The following is a 13,398-nucleotide window of genomic DNA, read 5'->3' on the forward strand; positions in this document are numbered from 1 at the left end:
TTGATCTTCCTTTCCAGTCTTGATCGGTGACCTAGGCTCTTCGCACCTTACGGATGCGAGGGCGCCCACTGCTCATACGCATCCAAAGCCTTTTGCGGACCGGACGAATACCAGGAGTAGCCATTGCGGCGCCCCTTGGAGATCTCGTTCACGTCGTCGTGGATCGTCTTGCCCCAGTCGCCGAAGATCGGCTGGCCGGTGGCGATGTCGTAGTTGCGCGACCAGATGACTGGCGCGCCGGGCTTGTCGATCAGCTTGCGGCCTTCCTCGTCGCTGACCTTGGTGAAGGCCTTGTCGCGGACGGCGTGAGCCTTCAGCCAGGCGACGCCAGCATGCACCGAGGCCTTCACTTCCGGCGTCGGGTTGGGTTGGCGCATCAGGAACAGCAGGATGTCGGTGCTCTCGGCGCTGGCCAGCGAGCGCATTTCGTAGTCGCGGGCCGAGCTGGGCTTCAGGGTCAGCGGGTCGACCTGCTGCGGCCAGACGGTCTTCTTGCCGTTGACCACCACCTGGGCGTCCAGGATCGGCCGGATGGCCCGCGCCGAAGCCGCGCCAGCGGTCTTGCGCAGGGCCGGCGGAGCGAAGTCGAAGCCTTCCTTGGCCTCGGCGACGTCCTCCAGGATCATGGCCGCCTCGGCCACGGCGTTGTCGTTGAACGTCACCGCGTCGTGGAAGCCACCCTCGATCGGGTAGATCTGCGGCCAGCCGCCGTTGGGATACTGCGCCGCCAGCAGGTAGTGCACGCCCTTGAGGATGCTGGCGCGATAGGCGTCGCCGTCCTTGCCCGGAAGCTGCTGCTGGACCTTGGCCAGGAAGCGCATCTCGGTGGTGGTCGCGCCGTTGTCCAGCGTGCCCACGAAGGTCCAGAAGCGGTCGGTCGGCGTGTCGAAGCTGTCGTCCAGCGCCATGTGCTCGGCGTTGTTGGCGTAGCGCTGGCCCTTCAGGCGCGGCGGCTTGGTGCGGTCCTGGTTCTTGCTCCAGCCGCCGGCGGGGGTCTGGAAGCTTACGATGGTGTCGGCGATGGCGCGAGCTTCGGCGCTGCCGTACCAGGCCGCATCCTTGTCCAGGGGCATGTGGCCGCTGCCGGCCTCGGGCGGAGGCGGCGGCGTCTGGCCGGCGGGAAGCTCGGCCGCCAGGGTGGCCTTGTCGGTCTGCATTTGGGCTTGCGAACGCTTGATATAAGCGGCCCACGCCGCGCGCTGCGCCGCCGGCAGCTCGGTGAGGCGCTCGGCGGTTAGCGAGCGCGCCGGCTGGTTTTTGCCGATCACCGCAGCGTCCACGGCGCCCGGCGCGGCCATCATGGTCATGCCCAGCAGCGCTGCGCGGCAAACGCCGCCGATCGAACCGTTTGTCTTCGTCACTTCCTCACCCGACTCTTCTCAATGCGAACAACGCGGCCCGGCCCCGACGTGAATCGATGACCGCCTCGCGCGACGCATCTTAAGGCGCCTTTTCGCGATCGCACACCACTATCCCATATAATGGTCTTACCATTTACATGATGGAACGCGTTTAGCGTGAGCAAGTCAATTACTAATGAACTGCATTTCATCAATGCGGACAGGCCAGTTGTTACACAGCCGTCGATCCCGGCGCGCGGAAACGCCTTCTCCGCATGCGCACGCACCGCCGGAGAGTCGATAATTCTATTTATTTCCAATGAGATGGATTTTCGAACCTGACGCGAATGCAAGAACGGCCGGGACATATGTCCCGGCCGATCAAGCAGTCTAAAATTGGCTAACCCAATTTCCCGCACGGTGCGAAAATTGGCGCCCGTTCGCCCTAGAACGGGATCGCCAGCTTCAGCGACAGCGTCTGGTTTCGGGTCCGATCGCCGAACTGGCCGGTCCAGGCCAGACGGCCACTGGCCTTGGAGCCGATGATCGACAGGCCTAGCTCGGTATCGAAGGTGGTCTTGTCCAGCCCGGGATTGACCGTGAAGCCGCTGGCGGCCGCCGCCGGAGCGCCCTGGAAGGCCGCCTCGAACAGCGCCTTCTCAGCGTCGGACGAATAGGTCGCCCCCACTCGGCCATAGGGTCGATAGACAGCGCTGCGGCCCCGGAACTCGGCCCCCGCCTCGACCTTGAAACTGGCGCGGGCGTAGGTGTCCTTCTGGTCGGGAACGACCAGGTTGACCGCGCCGGCGCCGGTTTCGGTGAAACCCTTGGTCTCGACCTTGACGGCGCTGGCCTCGACGATCGGCTTCACATAGGCCCGGTCCGAGCCCCAGCGATAAGTGGCGCGCGCCGTGGCGGCCAGGAAGCTCATGTCCTGCTTGCCGCGCGCCAGGCGTGCGGGCGAGGCCGGCAGCGGTACGAGACGGCGCGTCTTCACGTCCGACTGGCCGCCATGCAGCGCCAGGCCGACACCGAAGCCCTGGCCCGGATCGCGCTTGACGACGACGCCGCCCTGGAAGCGCTGGCCGTCGGCATTGACGCGGCTCTTCACGCCGCCGCCGACATCCTCGGCCGACAGCGCGCCGCCGACACGCCAGTTGTCGTCGATCGCCGCCTCGAAGCCGCCGGCCAGGCCGGTCGAGTTCTCGTCATAGGCCATGGCGGCCGAGCTGCCCTTCAGCTGCAGCCAACGCGCCGAAGGCTTCACCCAGATGCAGCCGCGATCGGAGAAGGCGATGCCCTCGCTGGCGCGCGGGCAGCTGAACATCGAGTCCGCGAACTGCTGGCTGGCGAAGATCTGCGCCGTCTGCTGGGCGGCATAGGTCTCGGGCGAGAAGCCGTCGTAGATATTAGCCAGCTGGCCCACGGTCGGCACGTAGAACAGCTCGGCCGTGATCGGCGCGAAGGTCGGCGAGCTGCCGGCTGTCTGGATGGCGTTGATGTGGTCGCCCAGCGCCGTCTGGTTACGGTTCAAGCCGATCGGCGAGAAGTCGATGTCATACTTGAGGTTCAGATCCTGAGCCGTCGGGGCCAGGGCAAAGCTCGCCACGGCCGAGATCGGCTTGTTCAGCGTCAGGTTCGACTGGGTCAGCGTGCCCGAACCATCCAGGATCGCCACGGTGTGGCTGCCCGGCAGGGCGTAGCCCGGGTTCAGGATATTGAGCGTGAAGGCGCCCTTGACGTCGATCGAGCCGGTCAGCTTCAGCTGGTCGATCTCGCCGGACTTGCCGGTGCGCAGCAGGTCCAGGTCGGTCAGCATGTTGCCGGTGGCCGACTGGATGAAGTTGCCCTGCACCGAGGTCGTCTGCACCGTGCCCGCGTCGCCAGGGCTGAGCAGGCCATGGTTGATCAGGTCGCCGCCGTTCAGCTTCACATAGTCCAGCGAGACGAAGAACGACTTGCTGTTGTTGATGACGCTGTTGACGCCCAGGCCCAGGTCGACATTGCCCACCAGGCCCTTGTTGCTGATCACCGCGTCGTTGCCGCCGGTCGCCGTGACGGCCAGCTTGGAGTCGGACCAGGTCACGCCGTTCAGGGTCAGGGTGTTGTTCTTGCCCCCGTCCATCAGGACGCCCATGCCGTAGACCGAGCCGCCCTTCACGTCGCCGTTCAGGGTGACGGTGATGTCGTCATTGCCGTCCTTCGAAGCGCTCTGGAAGACCGCGCCGATGCCGTTCTTGCCGCCGACGATGACGTTGCCGTTCTGGACGACGGTGACCTTGCCCCCCTCGCCCACGCCTTCCATCGAACCGAAGAAGCCCAGCAGCAGCTTGCCGCCGAACAGACCGCCGCCGCCGCCGACCGACTGGGCGAAGATGCCCATCGCGCCCGGGCCGGTGACGGTGATGTTGCCGGTGTTGGTCACCGTCACGTCGCCGCCGTCCCCGCCATTGGCGTGAACCGGGTTCAGCTGCAGATCGAGGATGTCGCTGTAGTTCTGACCACCGTACGACGTGGTGTTGCCCCACGAGGCCAGGCCCAGCGAATAGTCGCCGGCCAGGCCGCCGCCGCCGCCCACGCTCTGGGCGAAGATGCCCGTGGCGCCCGCGCCATGGGTGACGATGTCGCCCTTGTTGGTGACGATCACCTCGCCGCCATCGCCGGCCGAGCCGCCCAGGCCTGAGAACACCACCTGGCCGACCGCGGCCATGATGCCCTCCCCGCCCTGGCCGCCGCCGCCGCCCACCGACTGGGCGAAGATGCCGTTGGCGCTGACGCCGAAGGTCTCGATCTTGCCCTCGTTCAGCACCGTGACCTTGCCGCCATTGCCGGCCGCGCCGCCCATGCCGCCGATGCCGATGCCGAACGCCGGTTCCTGCAGCGACTTGGCGAACTCGGCCGTGGCGGTCAGGTTGCCGACCGTGGCCATGGTGGCCTCATAGCCGCCGCGTTCCTTGTCCTCGCTCTCGGCATCGGTCGCGCCGCCGACGCCGCCGCCGCCGCCGATCGACTGGGCGTAGACGCCGCGCGCCATGTCGCCTTCGGTGACGATCGCGCCCTTGTTGACGACATAGACCTCGCCGCCGTCGCCAGCCGCCGCGCCTTGGCCGCCGACGCTGACCTCACCGGCCAGGCCCGAGCCGCCCAGACCGCCGCCGCCGCCCACCGACTGGGCGAAGATGGCATGGCTGCCCTCACCCTTCGTGTGGATCACGCCATCATTCAGCACACGGACGAAGCCGCCATCGCCGGCGGCCGCGCCGGTGCCGCCGATGGCGATCTGCGCGGCCTTGCCCTCGCCCTTATTGATCAGGTCGAGGATGTTGGGGATCTCCTCGCCCTCGTCGGACACCGAACCGCCAGCGCCGCCGCCGCCGCCGACCGACTGGGCCATGACGCCGAACGAGCGAGCGCCCAGCGTCAGGATCGCGCCGTCGTTGTCGACCGTGACCTCGCCGCCGTCGCCGGCCGCGCCGCCATAGCCGCCCAGCGAGACGGACACCGAGGTCGCCCCTTTCGACTTCTTGTTCGAGAACGCCAGAGCGAAGCCGCGCGCGTCACCGCCCGCGCCGCCGCCGCCGCCCACCGACTGGGCCATGACGCCATGGCTGCCGTCGGCGTTGGACAGCAGCAGGCCGCTGTTCTGCACCATCACTTCGCCGCCATTGCCCGCGACGCCACCGAAGCCGCCCATGGCGATCGAATAGACGCCATTCTTGCCCGCGCCCACCGCGCCGGACATCGAGGTGGCGATGCCGCCGTCGCCGCCGCCGCCGCCCACGCTCTGGGCGAAGATCACGTTGCTCTGGGCGCCGTCGGTGCGCATCGCGCCCGAGTTGACGACCTTGACCTCGCCGCCGTGATTGCCCTTGCCGCCCGAACCGCCCATGGCGATGGAAATGTTCTGGCTGCGGTCGCCAAACGAGACCGAGCCGCTGCCGCCGAACGCGTAGTCGGCGAACTCGTCCTTATCGAGACCCGTCACGCCGCCGTGGCCGCCGCCGCCGCCGATCGACTGAGCCTGGATGCCATGCGCCAGTTCGCCCGTCGTCCAGATGGAGCCGCTGTTGTCGACCACGACATAGCCGCCCAGCGCGCCGTTGCCGCCGAAGCCGCCCATGCTGGCGGTGACATTGACCGACTGGCTGCCGGACATGGCGATATTGCCGGCCGAGCCGCCTGAACCGCCGCCGCCGCCCACGCTCTGCGCGAAGACGCCGATCGAGCCGTCGCCCTTGGTGTTGATGGTCTTGGTCGTGGTGACATAGACGTCGCCGGCCATGCCCGCGCCGCCGCCGCTGCCGCCCAGGGCCAGGCCGATATTGACGGCCTTGGTCGCCCCCAGATTGGCCGCGATCGTGAAGCCGCCCGTACCGCCGCCGCCGCCGACCGATTGGGCGAAGACACCGTGCGAGGCCTCGCCCGTGGTCAGGATCTCATTGATGACGTCGACCTCGACCGTGCCGCTAGTCCCGCCGGAACCGCCTTGCCCGCCCAGACTGACACCCAGAGTCACGCTCTTGTTGGCGCCGACCGCGCCGGTCAGCCGGCCAGCCCAGCCGCCATCGCCGCCGCCGCCGCCCACGCTCTGGGCGAAGACGCCGTGCGAGCCGTCGCCGGTGGTTTGGGTCAGGCCCGTCACCTCGACCTTGACGTCGTCGCCCTTGCCGCCGACGCCGCCGCTGCCGCCAACGCTGGCGTTCAGGGCCAAGCTGTTCTGGCTGCCGCCCGACAAGGCGCCCGACAGGCTGAAGCCGCCCGCGCCGCCGCCGCCGCCCACGCTCTGGGCGAAGATACCGTGAGCGCCGTCACCGCCGGTGCCGATGTCGCTGGCGCTGTCGACATCGACCATGAAGCCGTTGCCGCCCTTGCCGCCCGTACCGCCGACCGTCACCGAGGCTGAGCCGGCCGTCTGGCCCACGCCGACCGACAGGCCGCCGCTCCAGCCGCCCGCGCCGCCGCCGCCGCCCAGGCTCTGGGCCAGGATGCCGATCGCGCGATCGCCGCCGGTCAGGATCGCGCCTTGGCTGTCGACGGTGACCAGCTTGGCGTCGCCGCCGTCGCCACCCGAGCCGCCCAAGGCCAGGCTGGCGCCGCCGGCGATCTTGCCGCCGCCCACCGCCGCGCTGACCGAGAAGCCGCCCGTACCGCCGCCACCGCCCACTGACTGGGCCAGGATGCCGTACGAGTCCTCCCCCTTCGTGCCGATGTCGCCAGTGTTGGCGACCTCGACTAGACCGCCTGCGCCGCCGCCTCCGGCCGAGCCGCCGACCGAGACCCCGATCGCCCCGGCCACCACGCCGCCGGCGCCCGCGATCGAGCCGCTCCAGCCGCCGTGGCCGCCGCCGCCGCCGACGCTCTGGGCGTGCAGGGCGCTGGACCGGTCACCGGTCGTGCTGATGTTGGCGCTGTTGGTCGCCTTGACCAGATCACCGTCGCCGGCGCCGGCGCCGGCGCCGCCCACGGCGACCGCGCCCGACACGGCGACCTTGCCGCCGGCCACGGCCGCCGCGGCCGCGAAGCCGCCGTTACCGCCGCTGCCGCCGACCGATTGGGCGAAGACGCCTTGCGAGTCCGCGCCGATCGTCTCCAGATAGCCGGCGCTATTGACGGTGACGGTCTTGCCGTCGCCGCCGTCGCCGCCCGAGCCGCCCACGGCGATGCTGAGCGCGCCGAAGGCCCCGACCGCCGCGCCGACGCCGTAGCCGCCGTTGCCGCCGCCACCGCCCACCGACTGAGCGAATATCGCCGCCGCCCGCTCGCCGCCAGTGCGGATGTCGCTGCCAGTCCCGGCTTTGACCGTGACCAGGTCGCCGTCGCCGCCCTTGCCGCCCGTGCCGCCGACCGAGATGTTCAGGAAGGCCCCGACGCTGGCCGCGCCGCCGCCGTTGCCGCCGCCGCCGCCGACCGACTGAGCGAAGACGCCGATCGAGCGGTCGCCGCTGGTCTTGATCTTGCCGGTGTTGCTGATGTCGACAACACCGCCCTTGCCGCCGTCGCCGCCCGAGCCGCCGATCGAGATCATCCCGCCCGTGCCGCCGCCGTCGCCGCCGCCACCGCCCACGCTCTGGGCGTAGATGGCCGAGGCGTCGGACCCGAGGGTCGTCAGCGAGCCGGTGTTGCCGACCGTGACCGTCTTGGAGTCGCCGCCGCCGCCACCGATGCCGCCCACCGCGGCCAGGCCGCCCGCGCCGCCGCCGTCACCGCCGCCGCCGCCGATGCTCTCGGCGAAGATCGCCTGCGAGCCGACGCCATGGGTCGTGATCGCGCCGGCGTTGTTGACGTTGACCGTGCCGCCGTTGGACGTGGCGCTGCCGTTGCCGCCGATCGAGACCAGGCTCGACGCCGAACCGCCCGAACCGCCCGAACCGCCGATCGACTGAGCGAGAACACCGCGCGAATAGTCGTTCCAGGTCTCGATAACGCCGGTCGCGCCGTTGGTGACCTGCACGGAACCGCCGTGGCCGCCATGCGCGCCGCCGCCGCCCAGCGAGAATATGCTGATGCCGGTGTCGCCGCCGTCGCCGCCGCCGCCGCCCACGCTCTGGGCATAGATCGCGTCGCTGTTGATCCCATGCGTGGTGATGGCGCCGTTATTGGTGACCGTCACCGCGCCGCCGTCGCCGGCGCTGCCGCCGTTCGAGGCGTAGCCGGCGGCGAAGTACGAGTCCCCGCCATTGCCGCCAAAGCCGCCCAGGCTGGCCGCGCGAATGCCCTTGGAGAACTTGCCGTTCACGGTGATCGAGGCGCCGGCGTCGGTATAGACCGACACCGTCCCGCCGATGGCGCTGTTGCCGCCGCCGCTGCTGCCGCAGATCGCGACGTCGCAGCTGCCGGCGTTGCCGCCCGGCCCACCGACGCTGGAGGCGAAGATACCGTCCGAATTGCTGCCGCTGGTGATGATGGTGCTGGCGCCCAGCTTGACGCTGACATCGCCGCCTCGACCGCCCTGGCCGCCGTCGCCGGCCGAGCCAACGCCCACGGCGAAGTCGCCGCCATTGCCGCCGCCGCCGCCCGCGCTGATTGCGACGATGCCATGCGAGTCATCGCCGTTGGTCACGATATCGATCAGGGCGTCCAGGGTGATGGTCCCGCCCGCGCCGCCCCAGCCGCCGTCGCCACCGCTACCGCCGAGGCCGGCCCCACCGCCGCTGCCGCCGTAGCCCGCGCGAGTGCTGACCAGGATGCCGGGCTGCCCCGTCGCGATGATGGTATGGTCGACGTCGGTGACATTGACCGTCAGGTTGGCCGAGTTGTTGCCGTTGTCGCCGTCCGACCACGCGCCGCCGCCGCTGCCGTTGCTGGCCTGATCCTTCTTGGACACGACGGGCACGGCGGTCTTGGCCGCCAGGGCCACATCCATGTTCTGGACTGCGAAGCTCGTGGCCGCGGCGTTGGTGGACATGCTCGCCGCAACCGGCGTGGCGATCAGAACCGCCGCGCTGGAACCCGCGGCCAGGGCCGAGCTGATCGCGCCCAGCATCTTGCGGGCGCGGTTGTCCAGCTGTTCTGCGCGTTGCCGCGCACGGCGGTCGGCGTGACGCGACAGCTGTACGACCGGCAGATCCGGCAAAGGCGAGGTCAGCGCTTCGGCCAGTTCGCCCAGGGCGCCGTACAGGGTCAGCAGGGTCTCGTTCGAGACACGGCCACGGCCCAGTTGGGCGATGATGACCGCTCGGGTCTCATCCAGCGCGGTCAAGGACGGAAGGAAGCGTGCGCGCAACGCCATGGCCGTCGCGACATCGGCGCTCTCGGCGCGGATACGCGAATTTAGCTGCGCCAGAGCCGTCGTCAGGCTCTCCAGGCGGTCCATGCGCGCGTTGGTTTGCGATGAGTTATGCAAAGCCCTCTCCCCCTTGAGAAGCTCGCCGTAGAGGTAGTCGCCTAATATTCAACGAACGGCGTCATACCAGAAAGCATCGACAACCGTGACGGGAGAATTAACGCTGCCACAAGCGATCGCCCCGAGCGGGGCCGTTGCGGGCGTAGGATGCCGTGTCGCCAGCCTTGTCAAGCCAGCTCAGGGAATGGGCGAGTAGGTTCAGCCGCCCTCCACATGACGCAGCAGGTTGTCCCGCGCCTTGGAGATGGCCTTCTGGACCAGGGCGAACTCTTCCGGCTCCAGCCCAGTGGCCTGGACCAGCGTGCGCTGACCGCCCTTCTCCCGCAGCGCGCGGCCGGCCTCGGTCAGGGTGACGATCAGCTGCCGCTCGTCGGCGGGATCGCGGCGGCGCTCCAGATAGCCATCGGCCTCCAGCTTCTTGAGGATCGGCGTCAGGGTGTTGGATTCCAGGAAGAGTTTCTCGCCCAAGCTCTTCACGCTGAGGCTGCCCTCCTCCCACAGCGCCACGATGATGATCCACTGCGTGTAGGTCAGGCCCAGTTCATCCAGAATGGGTTTGTAGGCGCGGCCATAGGCGAGGTTGGCCGAATAGACCGCGAAACACAGGAAATCGGCCAGTTTCGGGGACTTGGCGGCGGGATCGGGCTTCGACATCGGGGTCCTTCGCGAACGCGGCGTGGTGCGACGCAAATAATATAATTCGGATCCGATTAAATCGGAAGGTTGACAAGTTAGGATCGCCAAACTTATTACATCGTATCCGATCTATTCGGATCCGATTTGAAAGGAACCTCCCCATGACCGCTCCCATCGACACCGTGCTCTACACTGCCCAAACCCGCGTCACCGGCGGCCGCGACGGCGCCGCGCGCAGCAGCGACGGCAAGCTGGACGTGCGCCTGTCGCCACCCGGCAGCGCCGCGCCCGGCACGAACCCCGAGCAGCTGTTCGCCGCCGGCTGGTCGGCTTGCTTCATCGGCGCCATCGGCCTGGCCGCGAAGGCTCAGGGCGTGACCCTGCCCCCGGGCGTGGCCGTCGACGCCGAGGTCGACCTGGCCAAGGCCGGCGAGGCCTATCTGCTGCGCGCCCGCTTGAACGTCAGCTTGCCGGGCCTGGACAAGGGTGTCTCCCAGAGCCTGGTCGAGGCGGCGCACGAGACCTGCCCGTATTCGAAGGCCACGCGCGGCAATATCGACGTGACGCTGACCGTCGCCTGACCCGCACCCCGAGGGGCGCCGGCCAGCGCCCCTCCGTCCCCCAGGAGGAAACCCCATGTCATCCGACCAAGCGCCTGTTCGCTTCCACGCCGTGTCCCTGAGCGTCGCGGCCGTTGCCGCGGCAGCCACCTACGGGACCAACACCGCCATGCTGCCCGCCCCGGCCATGTTCCTGGGCTGGGTCGCCTTCGACCTGGCCGGGCCGTCCCGACGCGGCGGTCTGGCCAACACCGGCGCCTTCCTGCTGGGCCTGACGTTCGGCGCGGGCACGGCCCTGACCGCTACGGCGCTGACGCCGGCGCTGGGCGTCCTGGCCACACCGCTGGCCGTGGCGGGCGTGGTCGTGCTGGTCCTGTCGCTGCGCGCACTGCCGACGCTGAACAATCCCCTCGCCTATTTCCTGGGCCTGACCAGCTTCTTCTATTCGGGCCTGGCGCCGACTGGGGAGACCCTGTTCATCCTGGGCGCCGCCGGCGTTATCGGCGGCGGCGCCTGCGCTCTGGCCGGCCTGGCGCAAGGCCTGGTCACCCGTACGACAGAGGCCCGCCATGCGTAATCTTTCCCGCCGCAACATCCTGCAGGCCGCCGGCGCGCTTGCGGTGTTCGCCCCCGCTATCGCCGTCGCCTCGCCGGCCAAGTGGACGCTACGCGAGGTCACGACCGAGGACCTGATCATCAGCTATGCCGAGATGGGTCCGGCAAACGGCGCCCCGGTGCTGCTGCTGCACGGCTGGCCCTACGACATTCACGCCTATGCCGAGGTCGCGCCGATCCTGGCGGCCGCCGGCAAGCGGGTGATCGTGCCGTCGCTGCGCGGCTATGGCGCCACCCGCTTCCGCTCGGCCGCCACGCCGCGCAACGGCCAGCAGGCCGCCCTGGCCGTTGACGTGATCTCGCTGATGGACGCCTTGAATATCAAGAAGGCTGTCATCGGCGGTTTCGACTGGGGCGCGCGCACGGCCGATATCGTCGCCGCGCTGTGGCCCGAACGCGTCCAGGCGATGGTGTCAGTCAGCGGCTATCTGATCGGCAGCCAGCAGGCCAACCAGGCCCCGCTGTCGCCCGAGGCCGAGCTGTCCTGGTGGTACCAGTTCTACTTCGCCACCGAGCGCGGCCGCCTGGGCTACGAGGCCAATCGCGACGCCTTCGCGCGGCTGATCTGGCGCACGGCCTCGCCCAAGTGGGCGTTCGACGAGGCGACGTTCGCGCGCTCGGCCGCGTCCCTGGCCAATCCCGACCACGTGGCGATCACGATCCACAACTACCGCTGGCGGCTGGGCCTGGTTCAGGGCGAGGCGCGCTTCGATGCCCTGGAAGCCAGGCTGGTCCAGCGTCCCGACATTCGCGTCCCGACCATCACCCTGGAGGGCGACGCCAACGGCGCGCCGCACCCGCCGCCAGAGGCCTATGCCGGCAAGTTCAAGGGCCGCTACGAGCACCGACTGCTGACCGGCGGCGTCGGCCACAACCCGCCGCAGGAAGCGCCCGAAGCGTTCGCGCGCGCCGTCCTGGACGTCGCCGGCTGGGCCTAACCGATCAGCTGGGCGGCCGACCAGCCGCCGCCCAGGGCTCGGAACGACCGCACCGCCGCGCGGGCGGCCTCGGTGTCGGCCTGCGCGCGGGCGTCGCGAGCCGCCAGCAGGCGGGCGTCGGCGTCCAGCACCTCGATCAGGCTGACCGCGCCGGCCTTGTAGGCCAGCTCCGACGACGCACGGGCCTTGGACAGCGACTGCTCGCCGCCGACCAGGATCCGCGCCTCGTCCTCGCGCTTCACCAGGCTGGAAAAGGCGTCCTCGACGTCGGCCGTGGCTCGCAGCACCGACTGCTGGTAGGCGGCCAGGCTCTCGGCGTGGCGGCCCTTGGCGGCCTTGATCTCGGCGTTGACCCGGCCGAAGTCGAACAGGCGCCAACGCAGGCCCAGCACGCCTTGGGCCTGGTTGGCCGGGCTTTCCAGAAACGTGCCGCTGGCGGTCGTCGCCGAGCCCACGAGGCCGGTCAGCGAGAACTTTGGATAGTACTGTGAGACGGCCGAGCCGATCGCGGCATTCGAGGCTTTCAGCCGCCACTCGGCGACCGCCAGGTCCGGACGGCGACGGATCAGGTCGGCTGGCCCGGCCGCCTCGGTGATGGCCGGCGCGCGGGGCACGGGCGCAGCGACCATCAATTCGGCGCGCGTGGCGCCGGGCTGGGCGCCCAGCAGCACGTCGAGCGCATTCATCGCCGCCTCGAGACCTTCCTCCAGCATCGGCACCTGCGCGCGGGTCTGGGCCAGCGCGCCTTCGGCCTGATGCAATTGCAGCTCGGAGGCGACCTGGCGGCTCTGCTGCAGGCGCACGGTCTCGGCCAGACGGGTCTGGGTTTCGACCTGACCGCGCGCGACGGCCAGGCGGGCCTGGAGCCCCCGGATCACCAGATAGGTGTCGGCCGTCTGGGCGGCGACCGACAGGCGGGCCGCCGCGACGCCGACGCGAGCGGCCTGGTAGTCGGCGACAGCGACTTCGCGGTCGCGACGCAGGCCGCCGAACACGTCGATCTCCCAGCCGCCGGTGATGTTGGCCTCGTACAGCTGGCCATCACGGTCGAAACCCGGGGCAGCCGACAGCAGATGTCCGGTCGGCGTCTGGGTAGAGACATGGACCTTGGCCGCATTGGCCTGCACACCGCCCGACGGCAACAGCGCGGCGGTCGCCGCTGACAGCCCCGCCCGCGCCTGCGTCACCCGCGCCGTAGCCTGGACCAGGTCCAGGTTCTGGGCCAGGGCGCGGTCGACGAGGCCGTCCAGCACCGGATCGTTGAAACCCTTCCACCAGGCGGCCTGGTCAAAAGCGACAGCTGGCGCCGCGCGCTGGGCTACGGCCCCGACGCCCATGAACGCTCCGGAAACCGGAGAGGCCGGCGCGACATAGTCGGGGCCCACGGCGCAGGCGCTGAGAGCAGCGCCGACAACGGCCAGCAGGGCCAAGCTCGAAACCGACCGCATGACGGCCTCCTGAGAAAA

7 protein-coding genes are annotated in these 13,398 nt (G+C 69.7%); 3 read left to right on the forward strand and 4 right to left on the reverse strand.

What is annotated here, in order from left to right; all coding sequences use genetic code 11:
* Positions 1-47: 47 nt before the first annotated feature.
* The 3 genes from pelA to J7528_RS08885 all read right to left on the reverse strand — a co-directional run bounded on the left by pelA (position 48) and on the right by J7528_RS08885 (position 9,837).
* Positions 48-1,361: a pectate lyase gene (gene pelA, locus J7528_RS08875; protein WP_291873022.1), complete on the reverse strand. Its 1,314-nt coding sequence runs from the start codon at positions 1,359-1,361 to the stop codon at positions 48-50.
* Between the two features lie 424 nt (positions 1,362-1,785).
* Positions 1,786-9,183 (reverse strand): autotransporter outer membrane beta-barrel domain-containing protein, encoded by a 7,398-nt coding sequence (locus tag J7528_RS08880; RefSeq protein WP_291873025.1) that lies wholly within the window; start codon positions 9,181-9,183, stop codon positions 1,786-1,788.
* A gap of 198 nt (positions 9,184-9,381) precedes the next feature.
* A complete protein-coding gene (locus J7528_RS08885) occupies positions 9,382-9,837 on the reverse strand; it encodes a MarR family transcriptional regulator (RefSeq protein WP_291873026.1) in 456 nt (151 codons plus the stop codon).
* A 143-nt stretch (positions 9,838-9,980) separates the two neighbouring features.
* On the opposite strand from J7528_RS08885, the gene J7528_RS08890 reads away from it, so the two are divergent.
* Genes J7528_RS08890 through J7528_RS08900 form a run of 3 tightly spaced genes read left to right on the forward strand, consistent with a single transcriptional unit; the run spans position 9,981 to position 11,932 of the window.
* Positions 9,981-10,400 carry an organic hydroperoxide resistance protein gene (locus J7528_RS08890; RefSeq protein WP_291873028.1) on the forward strand — a complete coding sequence of 140 codons (420 nt, stop codon included), beginning with the start codon at positions 9,981-9,983 and terminating at the stop codon, positions 10,398-10,400.
* Positions 10,401-10,455: 55 nt separating this feature from the next.
* A complete protein-coding gene (locus J7528_RS08895) occupies positions 10,456-10,956 on the forward strand; it encodes a DUF1097 domain-containing protein (protein ID WP_291873030.1) in 501 nt (166 codons plus the stop codon).
* Positions 10,949-11,932, forward strand: coding sequence for an alpha/beta hydrolase (locus J7528_RS08900; protein WP_291873032.1), 984 nt, complete (start codon positions 10,949-10,951; stop codon positions 11,930-11,932). Before J7528_RS08895 ends, J7528_RS08900 begins: the two co-directional genes overlap by 8 nt.
* On the opposite strand, the gene J7528_RS08905 is transcribed toward J7528_RS08900, so the two are convergent.
* Positions 11,929-13,380, reverse strand: coding sequence for a TolC family protein (locus J7528_RS08905; RefSeq protein ID WP_291873033.1), 1,452 nt, complete (start codon positions 13,378-13,380; stop codon positions 11,929-11,931). The two genes, J7528_RS08900 and J7528_RS08905, sit on opposite strands and share 4 nt — an antisense overlap.
* Positions 13,381-13,398: the final 18 nt, after the last annotated feature.

This window comes from Caulobacter sp. (assembly GCF_017744445.1).
Classification (GTDB): Bacteria; Pseudomonadota; Alphaproteobacteria; order Caulobacterales; family Caulobacteraceae; genus Caulobacter.